This is a genomic window from Allobosea sp. TND4EK4 (assembly GCF_900156025.1).
Lineage (GTDB): Bacteria > Pseudomonadota > Alphaproteobacteria > Rhizobiales > Beijerinckiaceae > Allobosea.
Window position 1 is genome coordinate 92,300 of sequence record NZ_FTMO01000001.1, and the last position, 18,399, is coordinate 110,698.

Below are 18,399 nucleotides of genomic sequence, written 5' to 3' on the forward strand. Positions count from 1 at the left end.
TGACGTAGCGGCGTGGCGCGACACTTGCGCGCTCTCGAGCGATCGACAACGGAGTGGGCGATGATGCTGTCGATGACGAACCGGGCCGGCCTGTGCTGCGCGGCTCTCGCATTGTCCGGATGCATGCAGTCGATGCCGTCCGCGGAGGGCATCACGAGGCCGACCCGCGAGGCTTTCGTGCGCCTGACGAGCTGGACGCCCTGGCAGCCAAGGACAGAGCCTGAGCCGATCGTTCTCCAGAGCGAGGAACCTGCGGCCGTCGCGACCTTGCCGTCACCGCCCGAACCATCGGCTTCGACGCGCCCTCGCGCCCCACGAGAGATCGCGCGCAACGGGGCTGGCGGCGCGCCAAGGGCATCGGCCCCCCGGCGATCGGCGCCGATCGTGCCGGTCATGCAAAGAGGACCCGCTCCGGCACCTGCCGGTTCGCTTCCGGGCAAGCTGTCCTGCCAGACCGATACCAACGCGGGCGCGCGGGTGCGGATGCAATGCACTCCCATCGATTGACGCGATCGCGTAACCTTCTTTCACGTCGGGCGTTGCATCAGCGCCGGCCGTCCGGCTGTGGAGGAAACAGGTGGCAAAACAACAGGACGAAACGGTCCCGGCCAGGCTGACCGGCGCCAGCCGCAAGCTCGTCCAGATGCTGGTGCAGGCGGATTCATCGCGCTTCATCGGCAAGCGGCTCGGCGCGACGATCGGCATCGTCGGAATGCTCGGCGCCTTCGGCGCGGCGGGCTACTGGCTGCCGGCGCTGATCGTCAGGCTTCTCGAGCGCTAGCGAACCCCGGAAGGTGGCCGGCCGGCGCGGCTCTGAGGAGGCCAGAAATCCGCGGCCGACCGGCCGAGCCCTTCGGTTTCCCAGGAGATGCGGCGGACCCGAGCACCCGAGGGGCGTAGCGTCACAACGTCAATGCCGCTGCGTCGAAGCAACTCCTACAAGAGCGCCGACACTTTTCAACGGATACATGCCGCGCGCGGTGATTAAGCAAGAATTAACCTTACCGCAGCGCCGGTTTCGACCATGCCGCAGCGGTCGCAGCAGCCCGACAGCGAAAGCGTCATTTGGACAGACTTTGCCGGGCGTCCTTGCGCGCCGTCAGGCCGCGCTGGCGACAATGACCCGGTTCCGCCCCCCCGCCTTGGCCTGATAGAGCGCGTCATCGGCTCGCTTCATCACGTCCGCGGCGCTCTGGTCGCCGGCCCTGCGGCTGGCGACGCCGATCGACACGGTGACGGGGATGTGGCGCACGCCGCCCTGAATGGCGAAGGGCTCGTTCTCGACACGCTCGCGAATGCGCTCGGCCACGGCCTGGGCGGCCATGTCGGCGGTGTCCGGCAGGACGACGACGACCTCCTCGCCGCCCATCCGCGCCACGACGTCGATGCCGCGGGTGCAGGCCCGGACGCGGTCGGCGAATTCGCGCAGGACCTCATCGCCGGCATCGTGGCCCCAGCTGTCGTTCACTGACTTGAAGTGGTCGACGTCGAGGACGAGGAGCGAGAGCGTCCGGGCGCGCATGACCGATTCGTCGAACATCGAAGCGAGCCGGGTATCCATGAAACGCCGGTTGTGCAGCCCGGTGAGCTGATCGAGCACGGCCATTTCCATCGAGGATTGCAGGCTGTCGCGCAGGCGCACGGTGAAGCGCTTGCGGCGGACCTGCGTGCGCACGCGGGCCAGCAGCTCGTTGCGGTCGACCGGCCGCAGGATGAAGTCATGGGCGCCGATCTCGAGCCCGCGCAGAACGCGCGGCCGCTCCTCGGCCTCCCCGATCAGGAGGACGGACAGGTCGCGCGTGCGCTCCATCGACCGCAGCTGGCTGCACAGCCTCAAACCGTCCTGTCCCTCCAGGTTCAGGCTCAGGAGCACGCAGTCGAAATCGCCGTCGGCGGCTCGCAGCAGTGCCTGTTGCCCGTCGCTCTCCTCCTCCACGACGTGGAAGGCCGAGAGCGCGCTCTTCAGCCGCTCGGTTACGGTCGGTCGGTCTTCCACCAGGAGGATGCGGCCGTTGAGCCCGGTCTCGGCACTCGCGAGCGCGAGCGGATCGGCAATGCCGAGGCGCCGCGACGCCACCGCGCGATTTCGCAGCTCGTCGGTCATCGTCTTGAGGCGCGTGAGGCTTCGCACCCGCGCCAGCAGGGCCGTATCGTCGAGCGGCTTGGTCAGGAAGTCGTCGGCACCGGCGTCAAGCCCCTGCAGGCGGTCGCGCGGCTGGTCGAGCGTCGTCACCATGACGACGGGAATATGGGCCGTCGCCGGCTGGCTCTTGAGGCGCCTGCAGACCTCGAAGCCGTTCATGCCGGGCATCATCACGTCGAGCAGCACGAGGTCGGTTTCGCCGCGCTCGCAGATGGCCAGCGCCTCGGGGCCGCTGGCCGCGGTCAGCACGTCGTAATACTCGGCCGAAAGCTTGGCCTCGAGCAGCTTCACATTCGCGGGGATGTCATCGACGACGAGAACGCGGGCAGACATGGGCTGCTTTCAGATCCTCAGGCCGCACCGGCATAGGTGCGGACTGTTTCGAGGAACTTGGCGACGGAGATCGGCTTCGAGAGATAGGCCTCGCAGCCGCCCTCGCGGATGCGCTCCTCGTCGCCCTTCATGGCGAAGGCCGTGACGGCAACCACCGGGATCGCCTTGAGGTCGTCGTCCTCCTTGATCCACTTCGTCACCTCCAGGCCCGAGACCTCGGGGAGCTGGATGTCCATCAGGATCAGGTCGGGGCGATGGGTGCGGGCGAGCTCGATCGCCTCGATGCCGTCCGCCGTCTTCAGCGTGGCGTAGCCATGGGCTTCCAGCAGATCGTTGAAGAGCTTCATGTTGAGCTCGTTGTCCTCGACAATGAGAACCGTCTTCATCGGCCGCCCTTTCCTATCGCCATGAAAATCCGCGTTGGACGGGACCTTCGCGCTGGCGGCTTCGTTCGCGAATTGTGCTAGCATGCGACGAGTTGACGAAACGCAAATCGAATCCCGATCCGAGCATCATGGTACTGCGTCAGACCATCCAGGACGCCGAAGGCCTGGCGATCCAGGCGCTCGGCTTCCTTGCCGCCGAACCCGAGCGCATCGGGCCGTTTCTCGCCGCGACCGGGGTCGATCCGGCCGGATTGCGCGCCGCCGCGGCCGAACCCGGCTTCCTCGCCGCGGTGCTGGAGCATATCGGATCGAGCGATTCGCTTCTGCTCGAATTTGCCGGAAATTTAAGGCTGAATCCGGAAATGGTGGCGCAGGCACGCCGCATCCTCGCCGGGCCGGAGCCAGGCCCCGGCGACTTCGGCTGAGCGCAGGCGGCGCGGATGCGCAGCCTGTGCCGCGACTGCCTGAGCGACCATGACGGGCCGGGGCCGCTGCGGCGCTGCCCCGCCTGCGGCTCGCCGCGGCTGATCCGCCATCCCGAGCGAGACAGCTTGAGCCTCGCCCATATCGACTGCGACGCCTTCTACGCCACGATCGAGAAGCGGGACGATCCCTCCCTTCAGGACAAGCCGCTGATCATCGGCGGCGGCAAGCGCGGCGTGGTCTCGACCTGCTGCTACATCGCCCGCACCTATGGCGTGCGCTCCGCCATGCCGATGTTCAAGGCACTCAAGGCCTGCCCCGAGGCCGTCGTCGTCAAGCCGAACATGGCGAAATACGTCTCGGTCGGCCGGCAGGTGCGGCAGATGATGCGGGACCTCACTCCGCTGGTGGAGCCGCTCTCGATCGACGAGGCCTTCCTCGACCTTTCGGGAACGGAGCGGCTGCACCATGCCAACCCGGCCGAGACGCTGGCGCGCTTCGCCCGGCGGGTCGAAAGCGAGCTCGGCATCACAGTCTCGGTCGGGCTGTCCTATGCGAAGTTCCTTGCCAAGGTGGCGTCGGACCTCGACAAGCCGCGCGGCTTTTCGATCATCGGGCGGGGCGAGGCGGTCGCCTTCCTGGCGGACAAGCCGGTCGGGATGATTCCGGGCATGGGCCCGGCCGGCGTCGCCAGGCTGGCGGAGGCGGGGTTCAGGCTGATCGGCGATCTGCGCGAGGCGCCGGTCGAAAAGCTGTTCCGGCTCGCCGGCAAGGACGGGCCGCGCCTCAAGAACCTCGCCAACGGCATCGACCCGCGCAAGGTCACGCCCGACCGCGAGACCAAGAGCATCTCCAGCGAAACCACGCTCGATGTCGACCTCTCAGCCTTCGACGAGCTGGAGCCGATCCTGTGGCGGCTCTGCGAAAAGACCTCGCGGCGCCTGAAAGAGCAGGAACTCGCCGGCCGGACGATCACGCTGAAGCTGAAAACGTCGGAGTTCCACAGCATCACCCGCGCCAGCCGCCTGCCGGAGCCGACGCAGCTTGCCGCGCGCCTCTTCACCGCGGGGCGGGACCTGCTGAAGCGCGAATGCACCGGGGCGCGCTACCGGCTGATCGGCATCGGCGCCAGCGATTTCAGCCCGCCCTCCGAGGCCGACCACGGCGATCTCGCCGATCTCGCGACACCGCGGCTCAAGGCGATGGAGGGCGCGCTGGACGCCCTGCGCACCCGCTTCGGCGACGGCGCGATCGGCCGGGGGTTGAGCCTGCGCCTGCCCCAGCGCTCGCCCGGCGAGGCGCCTACTTCGCGCAGGGGTCCTGAGGCAGAAGATCCAGACGCGTGAGCGTCCCGCGCAGCGCGAAGCTGCCATAGTCGAGCCGGAGCGCGCCGGTGACGCCGTTCTCGTAGAGATCGAAGGCGATGGTGTAGGACGGCGTCGTCTCGCCGGAACCGGCCTTGAAATAGGAGATCGTCACCGGCCAGCGGGCGATCGACTCGAATTCGGGGCGCTGCAGCGGCTTCTCGGAGGGCTTTGCCTCGATCCGCTTTCCGATGACAGAGAGCGTGTCGTAGACGTCCTTGCCGGTGCTGGCGCCGTCATAGAGCCTGACCGAGAGGGTGGTCTTGCCGGCGCGGGCGGCCTCGATCACCGCCTTCATCTGCGCGTTCGGAAACAGCGCGTCGAGCGCCTCGCGGTAGCTTTCCGGCTTGGGCTGGCGCAGCTTGACCTCGTAGCCGCCGCCGCTCTTCTGCGCCGTGCCGTCCACGGTCTCAGGCTTGCCACCGCCGGCCGCGCTTTCGTTCTTGAAGCGGTAGCTCGCGCCGTCGCCGGATTCGAAACTCGCGGTGCGGGCATCGATGACACGGGGGCCGCCCTCGGTGCCGAGTTGCGTCACCTGCCGGAAGTTGAGCGCATAGCCTTCGCAGGCATCGCCGGTGAACTCGTAGGCGATGCGGCCCTTCGCCGTCTCGATGTTCCCGGAGGGCTTGGAGCCGTCGAGCACGAGGTCATAGACCGCCCGGTGCGGAACCAGGACGATCCGGCCGCTGTCCTTGGGCCTGTCCTGGTCCTTGGGCTTGTCCTGCGCCAACGCCGCCCCGGCGACCATCATGGCTGCGACGCACACCTGCCCCGCGAGGCCCAACCGTCTAGCGATCATTCTGTTGTCCGTCCGGTTCCCGTCAGCGAAATCTAGGTGCATTGCGGCAATGGCGCAAACATGGCGAAAGCCGGCACCAGAGCCGTCTCCGGAGCAGGGACCGCCCTGCCCCGCCGGCATGGCCCACCGCCCGGCCGATGGCTTGCGGGAGGCCCGGCCATCGGCCATGAAAGGCGCCTCACGGATCAGCGCATCGCGGAGCGGACACTCATGAACGCCGTCGACACCAGGCTCGCCGAACTCGGAATCACCCTGCCGACGCCGGCTGCGCCGATCGCGAACTACGTGCCCTACGTCATCACCGGCAAGCTGCTGGTGATCTCGGGCCAGATCTGCTTCGGGCTCGACGGCAAGCTGGCCGACAAGCACAAGGGCAAGCTCGGCGCCGAGATCTTCAACGAGGCGGGGCTGGAAGCAGCCCGGCTTTGCGCCATCAACGTGCTCGCCCAGGCCAAGGCGGCGCTGAACGGCGATCTTGGCCGGATCGTCCGCTGCGTGCGCCTCGGCGGCTTCATCAACGCCGCGCCGACCTTCGCCGCGCTTCCCGCGATCATGAACGGCGCCTCCGACCTGATGGTCGAGGTGCTCGGCGACAAGGGCCGCCATGCGCGCTCGACCGTCGGCGTGGCCGAATTGCCGGCGGATGCCGCCGTCGAGGTCGAAGCGATGTTCGAGATCGCCTGATGGAAGCTCTCGCCAAGGGCGAGCGGCCGGATCTTGGCTGGCTGGTCGCGAGCCCGATCGCCCATCGCGGCCTGCATGGGCTCACGCCCGGCGTGATCGAGAACAGCGGCTCGGCGGCGAGGGCCGCGATCGAGGGCGGTTTCGGCATCGAATGCGACGTCCAGCTCACCGCCGATGGCGAGGCCGTGGTCTTTCACGACTTCGTGCTCGACAGGCTGACTGCCGAGACCGGCCCGGTCGCGGCGAAAACGGCGGCCGAACTCGGGCGAATCACGCTGAAGGGCTCGGGCGACTCCGTCCTGACGCTGGCGGCCTTCCTCGATCTGATCGGCGGGCGGGTGCCGCTCGTCGTCGAGATCAAGAGCCGCTTCGACGGGGACCTTGCCCTGACACGGCGCACGGCCGAGATCATCGCGGCGCGCGGCGGCCAGCCAATCGTCATCAAGTCCTTCGACCCGGCGGTCCTGACGGCGCTGCGCGAGATCGCGCCGCAGGTCCCCCGCGGCATCGTCGCGATGAACGCCTATGATTACGGCGACTACGACGGGCTCTCCGCCGAGCGGAAGCATGCGCTCGCCAATTTGCTGCATTTCACCGAGAGCCAGCCGGATTTCCTGTCCTGGAAGGTCACGGATCTCGACAGCGCAGCGCCCTATCTCTGCCGCAACGTCGTCGGCATGCCGCTGATGAGCTGGACCGTCCGCACCCCGGAGCAGCGGGACACGGCCGCGCGGCTCGCCGACCAGATGGTCTTCGAGGGCTTTCATCCTTGAGCGAGGCGGACGGTGCAGGCCTGGCCGTCCGCGTCGCGACCTCGCTCAAGGCGGTGCCTGCCGGCGCCTGGAACGCCTGCGCCAACCCGCAGGCGCTCTCGGGCGTGCTCGACGGCTCTGCCGAGCATGATCTCGCCGGCGGCATCGATCGGGACAACCCCTTCGTCAGCCACGCCTTCCTCAGTGCGCTCGAGGACAGCCATTGCGTCGGTGGCCGCAGCGGCTGGTCCCCGGCCTATCTTGTGGTCGAGGATGCGGCGGGCGAGCTGCTCGCAGCCGCGCCGAGCTTCCTGAAAAGCCACAGCCAGGGCGAATACGTCTTCGACCACAGCTGGGCCGATGCCTATGAGCGGGCGGGCGGGCGCTATTATCCCAAGCTCCAGGTCGCGGCGCCGTTCACGCCGGCAACGGGCCCGCGCCTGCTGGTTGCCGGTGGTCCGCGCGCGGAGGAGGCCCGTGCGGCGCTGATCGGCGGGCTGGAGGCGCTCCGCGCGCAGACGCAGAGCTCCTCCGTCCATGTCACCTTCGCGCAGGAGCCGGATGTCGGCGCCCTGACCGAAGCCGGCTATCTCGAGCGCCACGACCTGCAGTTCCATTGGCGCAACGAAGGCTTCGGCTCCTATGACGACTTTCTCGCCACGCTGGCCTCCCGCAAGCGCAAGGCGCTGAGGCGCGAGCGGCGCGAGGCTCTGGCGGCCGGGATCGAAATCGACGTTCTCTCAGGAGCCGACCTGACCGAGGCTGTCTGGGACGATTTCCACGCCTTCTACGAGGATACCGGCTCGCGCAAATGGGGCCGGCCCTATCTCAACCGGGCCTTCTTCTCCGCGGTCGGGGAAAAGATGGGCGAGCGGATCGTGCTGGTCATGGCGCGCCGCGCCGGCCGCTACATCGCCGGTGCGATCAATTTCCGCGGCGCCAACACGCTTTACGGGCGCAACTGGGGCTGCATCGAGGATCACCCCTTCCTGCATTTCGAGGTCTGCTATCACCAGGCCATCGACTATGCGATCGCGCATGGCCTCTCCCGGGTCGAGGCGGGCGCGCAGGGCGAGCACAAGCTGGCGCGGGGCTACCGCCCGGTCATCACCCGCTCTCTGCACCAGATCGCCGACCCCGGCCTGCGCCGCCCCGTCGCAGCCTATCTCAAGCAGGAACGGGAGCAGATCGCGGCGGGGCGAGAGGCGCTGGAGGCGGAGAGCCCGTTCCGCAAAGGCGGCAGCGAGGATTGAGCCCAAGGCGCTGCCGCGCGGGAAAGCTTGACGGCGGGGCTGCCCGGCCACAGTTTCCCCTTCCCTTTCGCCTCGCCTGCCGGACATGCCATGACCGCCTACGACCCGACCAACGTCTTCGCCAGGATTCTGCGCGGCGAACTGCCCTCGCAGACCGTCTACGAGGATGCCGAGACGATCGCGATCATGGACATCATGCCGCGCGCCGACGGGCATGTTCTGGTCGTCCCGAAAGCAGCCTGCCGCAATGTCCTGGACGCGCCGCCCGAGGCGCTGAAAGCCGTGGCGCTGACGACGCAGAAGCTGGCCCGGGCCGTGAAGGCCGCCTTCGCGGCCGATGGCGTGACGATCCAGCAGTTCAACGAGGCGGCCGGCGGGCAGGTGGTGTTCCACCTGCATGTCCATGTCATGCCGCGCCATGACGGCGTGGCGCTCAGGCCCCATACCGGCGCGATGGAAAAGTCGGAGCTGCTCGCCTCGAATGCCGAGAAGATCCGCGCGGCGCTGAAGTCCGCCTGACCGGCGGATCAGCCGGCGCCCGTCAGCCAGACGCCGCCGATCAGCACGGCCTCCCCCGCCAGCACCGCCAGCATCATCTGCCGGCGGCCGAGCGCCATCACCGCGACCGAGGCGGCGAGCGCGGCGATGCGGACGAGCAGAGGCGCCTGGGCCAGCACGCCCGGCGGCGCCACGATCAGCTTGGCGACGATTCCGGCGAGCAGCGCGGTCGCAACCGCGCGGACCCAGTCGAGCAGCGGCGAATCCGGATCGAGCCCGCGTGCGAACAGAACCGCGAGCCAGCGCCAGATCTCGGTCGGCAGTGCCGCGAAGAGCAGCAGAGCGAGATAGGGCCAGAGCGGCCCGTCGAGCGCGGCGATCGGCGGGGTCATGCCGGCCGGCGCCCGCGGCCGATCAGGAAGGCGATCGTGCCGGCGACCAGACCCGCCACGATCAGGTCGAATCCTCCACCGATGAAGCGCTGGCAGATGGGCGCGAGCACGAGCCCAAGGACCAGAGCCGCCACGTCGCCGCGGTGGCGCAGGCCGGCACTCAGCGAGACGAGGAAGAAGATCGGCGTGAGGCAGAGCAGCCCGGCCGCGAAGGGGATCGGCAGTTCGCCCAGCAGATAGTAGCCCACGAAGGTGCCGACCGCGCTCACCGTCATGCAGGTGTTGGCGAAGCCGAGGAAATAGGCGACGCGCTGATGGACGGGGATCGCCGGCAGCCGCCGCAGCCCCTCCGTCCAGGCGGTGACGGCGACGTAATGCGCCAGCAGAAGCTGGAGCCAGACGCTCTGTCCGGGACGGCGCAGCAGAGGCAGGATCGCCACCGTCATGGGCAGGAAGCGCAGCGAGGCGAAGCCGACCGCGATGGCGATGGCGCTCCAGGCGGCTCCGGCCGCGATCGAGGCGAAGAACAGCACCTGGGAGGGCCCAGCCCAGACCACGATCGTCGACAGCACCGCGACGCTGACCGGATAGCCGACATCATGCGCCAGCGAGCCGATGCCGACCAGGCCGAAGCCGACGATCCAGGCCGGCAGCGACAGCGCATCGCGCGCGCCGGCGAGTGCCACGCGCTGCCAGCTCCAGTCGGGGGAAACGGTCATCAGGTCATCGGGCCGCGATGCAGGGCAAGGAGAAGGCCGCGAGAAGCGGCCCTGACGCTATCGCCCATGCAGACAGCGACTGCCTAGCGCATTGCGAGCCGGGCGCCCTTGCGGCCAGCGCAGGCCCGCGCCTTCAGCCCTTGCCCTTCATCGCCGCCGCGAAGATCTCGCTGGCGAAGTCGGTCAGTTCCTTCGGAATACCGCCGACCGACTGGACCGCCCAGAAAACGAGGTAGATGATCGCCGGGACGAGAATCCAGCCCAGCACCTCCTCGAAGATGATGCGCCGGCGCCGCCGGCGCTGGCGCTTCTCGAACCAGCCGAGCTTCTCCCTGGCCGGACGGGCGCGAGCAGCGGGTTGCCCGGCAACCTCGCTCCCCTCGGCGAAGGCTGCATTCTCGACCGCGAGGGGCGGCTGCTTGCGCTTGAACAACACGGTCTCAGGCCTTTGTCAGCGGAACCTTCGGGACCGTGCGCACGGCGCGCCCCGAGGCCTTGGTCGTGCTGCCGCTGCCGGAGCTGCCGCCATCCTGCGCGCCGCCCCCCTTCGGGCCACGGCGTGGAGGCGTCGCCTTCGGCGGCTTGTCGCCGGAGGCCTTGGCCGGCTTGGGCTCGCGCCGGGTGCGGGCCGCCTCGACATCCTTCTCCGGCTTCGGCCTGACTGGCCCGTCCGGGAACTCGAGGCCGAGCACCCTGATGCCGGTTTCCGACTGCACCACCACCACCTTGACGGCGCCGCCATTCTTCAGGCGCCCGAAGAGCACCTCGTCGGCAAGCGGCGTCTTGATCGTCTGCTGGATCAGGCGGGCCATCGGGCGTGCGCCCATCGCCTCGTCATAGCCGTTCTCGACCAGCCAGTCGCGCGCCTCGTCGGTGAGCTCGATGGTGACGTTGCGGTCGGCGAGCTGCGCCTCGAGCTGCAGGACGAACTTGTCGACGACGCGGGCGACGACCGTCTTCGGCAGATGGCCGAAGGAGATCACCGAATCGAGCCGGTTGCGGAATTCCGGCGCGAAGAGCTTGTTGATGGCTTCGGTATCATCTCCCTCGCGCTTGGCACGGGTGAAGCCATAGGCCGAGCGGGCGAGGTCCGCCGCGCCGGCATTGGTGGTCATGATCAGGATCACGTTCCGGAAATCGACCTGCTTGCCGTTGTTGTCGGTCAGCTTGCCGTGGTCCATCACCTGCAACAGGATGTTGAACAGGTCGGGATGGGCCTTCTCGATCTCGTCGAGCAGCAGCACGGAATGCGGATGCTGGTCGATCTGGTCGGTCAGCAGGCCGCCCTGGTCGAAGCCGACATAGCCGGGAGGCGCGCCGATCAGCCGCGAGACGGTGTGGCGCTCCATGTATTCCGACATGTCGAATCGGATCAGCTCGACGCCGAGCGAGGTCGCGAGCTGGCGGGCGACCTCGGTCTTGCCGACACCGGTGGGGCCGGCGAAGAGATAGCTGCCGATCGGCTTTTCGCCGTCGCGCAGACCGGCCCGGGCCAGCTTGATCGCCGAGGACAGCGCCTCGATCGCCTTTTCCTGCCCGTAGACGGTGCGCTTCAAGGTGGTTTCGAGGTTGCGCAGCACCTCGGCGTCGTCCTTGGAGACGGTCTTGGCCGGGATGCGCGCCATGGTCGAGATCGCGACCTCGACCTCCTTCACGCCGATGGTCTTCTTGCGCTTGCCCTCGGGCAGCAGCATCTGCGAGGCGCCGGTCTCGTCGATGACGTCGATCGCCTTGTCCGGCAGCTTGCGATCATGGATGTAGCGGGCCGAGAGCTCCACCGCCGCCTTGATGGCGTCGTTGGTGTAGCGCAGCTTGTGGAACTCCTCGAAATAGGGCTTCAACCCCTTGAGGATCTCGATCGTGTCGGGGATCGACGGCTCGTTCACGTCGATCTTCTGGAAGCGGCGCACCAGCGCCCGGTCCTTCTCGAAATACTGGCGGTATTCCTTGTAGGTGGTCGAGCCGATGCAGCGCAGCCCGCCGGAGGCGAGCGCGGGCTTGAGCAGGTTCGAGGCGTCCATCGCCCCACCCGAGGTCGCACCGGCGCCGATCACCGTGTGGATCTCGTCGATGAACATGATCGCCTTGGGGTGCTGCTCGATCTCCTTCATCACCTGCTTGAGGCGCTCCTCGAAATCGCCGCGATAGCGCGTGCCGGCGAGCAGCGTGCCCATGTCGAGCGAGAAGACGGTGGCGTCCTGCAGCACCTCCGGCACCTCGCCGCGCAGGATCTTGAGGGCGAGGCCCTCGGCGATCGCGGTCTTGCCGACTCCGGGGTCGCCGACGAGCAGGGGATTGTTCTTCTGGCGGCGGCAGAGGATCTGGATCGTGCGTTGCACCTCGGCCTCGCGGCCGATCAGCGGATCGATGCGCCCGTCCTTCGCCTTCCGGTTGAGGTTGACGCAGTAAGCCTCGAGCGCGCTTTCCTTCTTCTTCTTGTCCTTGTCGTCGCCCGGCGCCTGCTCGGAGCGCTGCTCCGAGCGCTGGGGCTCGCCCTCCTCCTCGGCACCGCGGACAGGCCGCGCGTCGCCCGCGCCGGGGCGCTTGGCGATGCCATGGCTGATGTAGTTGACCGCGTCGTAGCGGGTCATGTCCTGCTCCTGCAGGAAATAGGCGGCGTGGCTCTCGCGCTCGGCGAACATCGCGACCAGCACATTGGCCCCGGTCACCTCCTCGCGGCCGGAGGATTGGACATGGATGACAGCCCGCTGGATCACGCGCTGGAAGCCGGCCGTGGGCTTCGAATCGTCGCGTCCGTCGGTCACCAGGTTGGTCAGCTCGGCGTCGACATAGTCGACGAGGTTGCGCCGCAGCAGGTCGAGATCGACGCTGCAGGCGCGCATCACCGCCGCCGCATCCTGGTCGTCGACCAGCGCGAGCAGGAGATGCTCCAGGGTGGCGTATTCGTGGCGGCGTTCATTGGCCAGGGCCAGAGCCCGGTGAAGCGCCTGTTCGAGACTGCGCGAGAAACTCGGCAAGGGGCGCGCTCCTATCTGTTTCGAATGTCTTCGGTCAAACCCGAGGCTACTTTTTTTCCATCACGCACTGCAGCGGATGCATGTGCTTGCGCGCCAGATCCATCACCAGCGTAACCTTGGTCTCGGCGACTTCATAGGTGAAGACGCCACACTCGCCGACGCCGTTCTGATGCACATGCATCATGATCCGCGTCGCCTCGGCGCGGTCCTTCTGGAAGAACCGCTCCAGGACATGCACGACGAATTCCATCGGCGTGTAGTCGTCGTTCAGCAGCAGGACGCGATAGAGATTGGGCTTGCGCGTCCGCGTGCGGGTCAGCACGGCTGTCCCGGCGCCGTCCTTGCCGCCATCGCCCGGCGGACCGGAGCGGCGCGGACGGTCGGCCATGCCGAGCGGCTGCGGCAGCGACCCATCTCCCTTCCGCGCAGGCTGGTGCTGCCTGCTGCGGCCTCGATTGACCTCGACCATGTCCGCCCGCGCCGTATCCAAATCCGATCCTGCTCGCCTGCCAAGATAGTGTTCGTCCGAGGAATTTACAGACCTCTCCCCTGCTTCGCCAGCCCGTTCGCAGTTCCGGTGTTCAACTCTTCCCGCGCAGCCCTGCTGCTTGACCACACCGGCGCGGGCGCCATATGCCCCGCTCACAGGCCCGCGATGGTCTTGCCGCGAAGGACCCCTCATGACCCCCAACGCCACCGTCACGATCGGCGAGGACCTCGCCCGGCCCGTGCGCTTCGGCAACAGCCTGCCGCTCGCCCTGATCGCCGGCCCCTGCCAGATGGAAAGCCGCGACCATGCGATGGAATGCGCCACGGCCCTGCAGGAAATCGCGGCCGCCCTCGGCATCGGGCTCGTCTTCAAGACCTCCTTCGACAAGGCCAACCGGACGAGCGTGCGCGGCGAGCGCGGCATGGGGCTGGACGCCGCACTCCCGGTCTTCGCCGAAATCCGCGAACGCACCGGCCTGCCCGTCCTGACCGACGTTCACGAGGCCGGCCAATGCGCGCGGGTCGCGGAGGTCGTCGATGTGCTGCAGATCCCGGCCTTCCTCTGCCGGCAGACCGACCTGCTCGTCGCCGCAGCCCGGACAGGCCGGGCCGTCAACGTCAAGAAGGGTCAGTTCCTCGCCCCCTGGGACATGGTCAACGTCGCCGCGAAAATCACCGAAAGCGGCAACGCCAATGTCATGCTGACCGAGCGCGGCGCCTCCTTCGGCTACAACACGCTCGTCACCGACATGCGCGCCCTGCCGATCATGGCCGAGACCGGCGCGCCGGTGATCTTCGACGCGACGCATTCGGTGCAGCAGCCGGGCGGGCGGGGCTCGTCGAGCGGCGGCCAGCGCGAGTTCGTGCCCGTGCTGGCGCGCGCAGCGGTCGCCGTCGGCGTCGCCGGCGTCTTCATCGAGACCCATCCCGACCCGGACAAGGCGCCCTCGGACGGTCCCAACATGGTGCCGCTCTCCGAGTTCAAGGACCTGATCGCCCGGCTCCAGGCGTTCGACAGGCTGGCGAAGGGCGGTCCCTCGCCGGCCGTCGCCTATGTCTGAGCGGGACGAGCCGAAGGCAGGAGACGCTCTCGGCCCGCTGATCCCCGTCCTCGGGCTTTGTGGCTTCGCCTCGACCTTCACGATGCGGCTGGTCGATCCGCTGGTGCCGACGCTGGCGCTCGAATTCGGGCAGAGCGTGCACCAGATCGCCTTCCTGGTGACGGCCTTCTCGGGCTGCTACGCTCTGGGCCAGCCGTTCCTCGGGCCGATCGCCGACTCGGTCGGCAAGCTGCGCAGCATCGCCGCCTGCCTCATCCTGCTCTGCATGTTCTCGGCGCTGGCGGCCTTCGCCACCAGCTACTGGATGCTGTTCGCCTTGCGCGCCGCCGCCGGCGTCATGGCCGGCGGAGTCATCCCGGCAGCGATGGCGGCGATCGGAGACCGTGCGCCGATGGCCGAGCGGCAGATCATGCTCGGGCGCTTCCTCGTCATCATGATCGTCGGCCAGATGGCCGGCGCGTCCTTTTCGGGGCTCGTCGCGGCCCATATCGGCTGGCGCGCCGTACTGGGCACAGCGGCTGTCCTGGCGCTGGGCGGCGCCCTTCTGGTCCGGCTCGTGCTGAAGCCGCGCCCCGATGCCGCGCGGCCTCCGCTCAGCCTCGGCGGCGCGATCACGAGCTATCGCGCCGTCTTCGCCAACCCCCGCAGCAACAAGCTCTATGTGCTCGTGTTGCTGGAAGGAGCGCTGATCTTCGGGCTGCCGCCCTTCGTCGCCGCCATCCTGCACGAGCGCTCCGGCGTCGGCCCCTCCGAGGCGGGGCTCGCGATCGGGGCCATGGGCCTGGGCGGGCTCGTCTACGGGCTGCTGACGCGCCTCCTGGTGCAGCGCGTCGGGCCGCGCCAGATGATGCGGTTCGGGGGGCTGGCCGTCGCGCTCGGCTATTTCGCCTTCATCGCCACCGGCCCGTGGTGGACAGCGATCGGCATCTTCATGCTGATAGGCTTCGGCTTCTTCCTGATCCACGGCACGTTCCAGGCGCAGGCGACGGAACTTGCCCCAACGGCGCGCGGCTCGGCGATGGCGCTGTTCGCCTGCTTCTTCTTCATGGGCCACGCCACGGGGCCGCTGGCGATGGGCGCGCTGCTGCAGTGGCTCGGCACCTCTGGCGCCCTGGCTGTCGCCGGTGTCGGGATCGGCCTGCTGGGGCTGCTTTCGCCGAAGCTGCTGCCACCGCTCGGCTCGCGGACCTGAAAGCCGCCTTTCACACCCGTCATGCTCGGGCTTGACCCGAGCATCTCTGGACAGAAAGGCGGCGGGACCTGTTCCGGCGCGAGCTTCCCGGGTCAAGCCCGGGAATGACACCTCACGGGCCGCCGCCTCAACGCCCGCGATAAGGCGCGACGCCCTGGTCCGGCAGCCAGAGGCCCTTGGGCGGCTCGCCGGTCTGCCAGAACACGTCGATCGGGATGCCGCCGCGCGGATACCAATAGCCGCCGATGCGGAACCACTCCGGCTCCAGCAGATCGACCAGCCGCCTGCCGATGCCGACGGTGCAGTCCTCGTGGAAGGCGCCGTGGTTGCGGAACGAGGCGAGATAGAGCTTCAGCGACTTGGATTCGACCAGCCACTGACCGGGCAGATAATCGATGACGAGGATGCCGAAATCCGGCTGTCCCGTGACGGGACAGATCGAGGTGAACTCCGGACAGGTGAAACGCGCCAGATAGGCCGTGCCGACATGCGGGTTGGGCACGCGGTCGAGCCTGGCCTCCTCGGGAGAGGCCGGCATCGCGCTCGCCTGGCCGAGCTGAAGGGTCGAGGCGTCGAGAGACATGGGGTGCTCCTGTGTTCGCGGCCTTCTAGAGCATCGCCCGCCTCGAAGGGAACCTCGGACGATGGGTCCGGGGCGCTGGACCCTTGGAAACGTCCGCGGCCGGACCAGCGGCAGAAGAATGCATCGAATCCGCGGCTCAGGAGTTTGCCTGGAGGAGAGCCGGTGGAGCCCGGAGATGGGCGCCCCCGCAACTGCGGGACAAGACAGGATTTGATTCAAATTCGTCGAGAATGCGACCCATTATTTAACGGTCTTGGATGATCAGCCTTGCGTCCAAAACCGACGAAACCGTAATCGATCTGTGTCTTCCGCCTGACCGAGCTCCGATGATCGAATGATAATTGCGGCGATCCTGTTTCTGCTCGGTCTTCTGATCGGCCTGTCTTACGGATATCCCGCGATTCTGTCCGCAAGCCTCGCTGTGTCGATCCTTCTCTTCACGGTCTGGATCATCCGCGGCGAGTTCGGCTTCTTCATCGTCTTCGTCTGGATCGGCTACCTGTTCGCCCTGCAGAGCGGCTTTCTGCTGGGGGCCTACCTGGCGACGCCGAATCCTGCCGACGACGAATGATCACCAGAACCAGATCGCGCGGCCGGAATAGGCGCACAGGCCCGCCCACCAGACGACGGTGACAGCGGAGCAGGCCAGGACGAGCGACAGAGGCGGGCGGCGGCGGACTGGGCTGTTCTGGAACATGCTTGCTTCCTGGTGGGACGGCGGGTTGAACTCGCCTTCCCATCCGCAAGCGCTGCGCCACCGGCCTTCGCGACCGTTCGCGCCCTTTAAAGGATTGTTCCGGCTGCGCATGAATCCTCCGGACGGCACTCGGCAGAGCTGTAGTCGCAGCCTTGTTTTGCTGCAATGCACAAGAGGCCGAAGACCGGAATGTGGCGCTGACCTGTGTGACCCGGCGACGGCCCGCTCTGCCGCCTCGCAATGGCCCGCCGGCTCCGCGCGAGCAGCCGTCTTCCGACGCCGGCATCCCCGAAAACCGGTTTCCACTTTCCGGACCGATGCTCTAGAAGCGCGGCAGACTTCCCTCCCTTAGACCGGAGCCTGCCATGACCGCGATCATCGACATCATCGGACGCCAGATTCTCGATTCCCGCGGCAACCCGACGGTCGAGGTGGATGTGGTGCTGGAAGACGGCTCGATGGGCCGCGCCGCCGTCCCGTCCGGCGCCTCCACCGGCGCCCATGAGGCGGTCGAGCTGCGCGACGGCGACAAGAGCCGCTATCTCGGCAAGGGCGTGCTCAAGGCGGTGAATGCGGTCAATGTCGATATCGCCGAGGCGATCGTGGCGATGGATGCCGAGGACCAGACCGCGATCGACCAGGCGATGATCGATCTCGACGGCACGCCCAACAAGAGCAAGCTCGGCGCCAACGCCATCCTCGGCGTCTCGCTCGCCGTCGCCAAGGCGGCCGCCGAGGCGTCCGGCCTGGCGCTCTATCGCTATGTCGGCGGCACCTCGGCCCGCGTCCTGCCCGTGCCGATGATGAACATCGTCAATGGGGGCGCCCATGCCGACAACCCGATCGACTTCCAGGAATTCATGGTGATGCCGATCGGCGCCGAATCCTTCGCGGAAGGCCTGCGCATGGGCTCGGAGATCTTCCACACGCTGAAGAAGAAGCTGCACGACGCCGGCCACAACACCAATGTCGGCGACGAGGGCGGTTTCGCCCCCAACATCAAGTCGGCCGAGGCCGCGCTGGACTTCGTCATGAGCGCGATCGAGGCCGCCGGCTACAAGCCGGGCGAGGATGTCGCGCTGGCGCTCGACTGCGCCGCGACCGAGTTCTTCAAGGACGGCGCCTATGTCTACGAGGGCGAGCGCAAGACCCGCGACCCGAAGGCGCAGGCCAAGTACCTCGCCAAGCTGGTCGGCAACTACCCGATCGTCTCGATCGAGGACGGCATGTCCGAGGATGACTGGGAGGGCTGGAAGGCGCTGACCGACCTCATCGGCGCCAAATGCCAGCTCGTCGGCGACGATCTCTTCGTCACCAATGTCACCCGCCTGTCGCAGGGCATCAAGGGCAAGACGGCGAACTCGATCCTGGTCAAGGTCAACCAGATCGGCTCGCTGACCGAGACGCTCGCCGCCGTCGAGATGGCGCAGCGCGCCGGCTACACTGCCGTGATGTCCCACCGCTCGGGCGAGACCGAGGATTCGACCATCGCCGACCTCGCGGTCGCGACCAATTGCGGGCAGATCAAGACCGGCTCGCTCGCCCGTTCCGACCGGACGGCGAAGTACAACCAGCTCCTGCGCATCGAGGAGGAACTGGGCGATCAGGCGATCTATGCCGGCCGCTCCGCGCTGAAGGCGCTGGCCTGAGCCA

21 protein-coding genes are annotated in these 18,399 nt (G+C 67.8%); 11 read left to right on the plus strand and 10 right to left on the minus strand.

The features are described 5' to 3' along the window. The first annotated feature begins 577 nt into the window (after positions 1-577). Positions 578-781 carry a hypothetical protein gene (locus BW981_RS00425; protein ID WP_076435239.1) on the plus strand — a complete coding sequence of 68 codons (204 nt, stop codon included), beginning with the start codon at positions 578-580 and terminating at the stop codon, positions 779-781. Between the two features lie 318 nt (positions 782-1,099). Here BW981_RS00425 and BW981_RS00430 read toward each other — a convergent pair whose 3' ends face one another. Next, positions 1,100-2,476: a PleD family two-component system response regulator gene (locus BW981_RS00430; protein ID WP_076435241.1), complete on the minus strand. Its 1,377-nt coding sequence runs from the start codon at positions 2,474-2,476 to the stop codon at positions 1,100-1,102. Between the two features lie 17 nt (positions 2,477-2,493). After that, positions 2,494-2,862 carry a response regulator gene (locus tag BW981_RS00435; RefSeq protein WP_076435243.1) on the minus strand — a complete coding sequence of 123 codons (369 nt, stop codon included), beginning with the start codon at positions 2,860-2,862 and terminating at the stop codon, positions 2,494-2,496. Positions 2,863-2,990: 128 nt separating this feature from the next. On the opposite strand from BW981_RS00435, the gene BW981_RS00440 reads away from it, so the two are divergent. Next, on the plus strand, positions 2,991-3,287 hold the full coding sequence (locus BW981_RS00440; RefSeq protein WP_083712153.1) for a DUF3572 domain-containing protein: 297 nt from the start codon (positions 2,991-2,993) through the stop codon (positions 3,285-3,287). Positions 3,288-3,302: 15 nt separating this feature from the next. Next, positions 3,303-4,631, plus strand: coding sequence for a DNA polymerase IV (locus tag BW981_RS00445; RefSeq protein WP_076435245.1), 1,329 nt, complete (start codon positions 3,303-3,305; stop codon positions 4,629-4,631). On the opposite strand, the gene BW981_RS00450 is transcribed toward BW981_RS00445, so the two are convergent. Next, the gene (locus BW981_RS00450) at positions 4,588-5,448 is read right to left on the minus strand and encodes a cell envelope integrity EipB family protein (protein WP_076435247.1); all 861 of its coding nucleotides are present in this window, start codon (positions 5,446-5,448) and stop codon (positions 4,588-4,590) included. The two genes, BW981_RS00445 and BW981_RS00450, sit on opposite strands and share 44 nt — an antisense overlap. Positions 5,449-5,658: 210 nt before the next feature. Between BW981_RS00450 and BW981_RS00455 the strand changes: the two genes are divergently transcribed. From BW981_RS00455 to BW981_RS00470, 4 genes are all read left to right on the plus strand, one after another. Then, complete coding sequence (locus tag BW981_RS00455) at positions 5,659-6,132, plus strand: RidA family protein (RefSeq protein WP_076435249.1); 474 nt, start codon at positions 5,659-5,661, stop codon at positions 6,130-6,132. After that, on the plus strand, positions 6,132-6,905 hold the full coding sequence (locus BW981_RS00460) for a glycerophosphodiester phosphodiesterase family protein (RefSeq protein ID WP_076435251.1): 774 nt from the start codon (positions 6,132-6,134) through the stop codon (positions 6,903-6,905). The genes BW981_RS00455 and BW981_RS00460 overlap by 1 nt, the downstream gene beginning before the upstream one ends. After that, entirely contained in the window at positions 6,902-8,137 is a 1,236-nt protein-coding gene (locus tag BW981_RS00465; RefSeq protein WP_076435253.1) for a GNAT family N-acetyltransferase, read from the plus strand. The genes BW981_RS00460 and BW981_RS00465 overlap by 4 nt, the downstream gene beginning before the upstream one ends. Positions 8,138-8,227: 90 nt before the next feature. Continuing rightward, complete coding sequence (locus BW981_RS00470; RefSeq protein ID WP_076435254.1) at positions 8,228-8,656, plus strand: HIT family protein; 429 nt, start codon at positions 8,228-8,230, stop codon at positions 8,654-8,656. 8 nt (positions 8,657-8,664) lie between these two features. Here BW981_RS00470 and BW981_RS00475 read toward each other — a convergent pair whose 3' ends face one another. From BW981_RS00475 to clpS, 5 genes are all read right to left on the minus strand, one after another. Then, positions 8,665-9,027, minus strand: a complete 363-nt coding sequence (locus tag BW981_RS00475; protein ID WP_076435256.1) for an AzlD domain-containing protein — start codon at positions 9,025-9,027, stop codon at positions 8,665-8,667. After that, complete coding sequence (locus BW981_RS00480; protein ID WP_076435258.1) at positions 9,024-9,746, minus strand: AzlC family ABC transporter permease; 723 nt, start codon at positions 9,744-9,746, stop codon at positions 9,024-9,026. The genes BW981_RS00475 and BW981_RS00480 overlap by 4 nt, the downstream gene beginning before the upstream one ends. A gap of 133 nt (positions 9,747-9,879) precedes the next feature. Further along, a complete protein-coding gene (locus BW981_RS00485; protein ID WP_076435260.1) occupies positions 9,880-10,179 on the minus strand; it encodes a hypothetical protein in 300 nt (99 codons plus the stop codon). Between the two features lie 7 nt (positions 10,180-10,186). Continuing rightward, positions 10,187-12,724, minus strand: a complete 2,538-nt coding sequence (gene clpA / locus BW981_RS00490) for an ATP-dependent Clp protease ATP-binding subunit ClpA (protein WP_076435261.1) — start codon at positions 12,722-12,724, stop codon at positions 10,187-10,189. A 46-nt stretch (positions 12,725-12,770) separates the two neighbouring features. Further along, positions 12,771-13,112, minus strand: coding sequence for an ATP-dependent Clp protease adapter ClpS (gene clpS, locus BW981_RS00495; protein WP_076436660.1), 342 nt, complete (start codon positions 13,110-13,112; stop codon positions 12,771-12,773). A gap of 292 nt (positions 13,113-13,404) precedes the next feature. On the opposite strand from clpS, the gene kdsA reads away from it, so the two are divergent. After that, on the plus strand, positions 13,405-14,274 hold the full coding sequence (gene kdsA, locus BW981_RS00500) for a 3-deoxy-8-phosphooctulonate synthase (protein WP_076435263.1): 870 nt from the start codon (positions 13,405-13,407) through the stop codon (positions 14,272-14,274). After that, on the plus strand, positions 14,267-15,466 hold the full coding sequence (locus BW981_RS00505) for an MFS transporter (RefSeq protein ID WP_076435265.1): 1,200 nt from the start codon (positions 14,267-14,269) through the stop codon (positions 15,464-15,466). Before kdsA ends, BW981_RS00505 begins: the two co-directional genes overlap by 8 nt. Positions 15,467-15,593: 127 nt before the next feature. Here BW981_RS00505 and queF read toward each other — a convergent pair whose 3' ends face one another. Continuing rightward, positions 15,594-16,049, minus strand: a complete 456-nt coding sequence (gene queF, locus BW981_RS00510; protein ID WP_076435266.1) for a preQ(1) synthase — start codon at positions 16,047-16,049, stop codon at positions 15,594-15,596. 334 nt (positions 16,050-16,383) lie between these two features. Between queF and BW981_RS00515 the strand changes: the two genes are divergently transcribed. Then, complete coding sequence (locus tag BW981_RS00515) at positions 16,384-16,620, plus strand: hypothetical protein (RefSeq protein ID WP_076435268.1); 237 nt, start codon at positions 16,384-16,386, stop codon at positions 16,618-16,620. Here the strand turns inward: BW981_RS00515 and BW981_RS23570 are convergent, their stop codons facing one another. Continuing rightward, complete coding sequence (locus tag BW981_RS23570; protein ID WP_280174167.1) at positions 16,621-16,746, minus strand: hypothetical protein; 126 nt, start codon at positions 16,744-16,746, stop codon at positions 16,621-16,623. A gap of 365 nt (positions 16,747-17,111) precedes the next feature. Between BW981_RS23570 and eno the strand changes: the two genes are divergently transcribed. Continuing rightward, positions 17,112-18,395 carry a phosphopyruvate hydratase gene (eno, locus tag BW981_RS00520; protein WP_076435270.1) on the plus strand — a complete coding sequence of 428 codons (1,284 nt, stop codon included), beginning with the start codon at positions 17,112-17,114 and terminating at the stop codon, positions 18,393-18,395. The last annotated feature ends 4 nt before the right edge of the window (positions 18,396-18,399 follow it).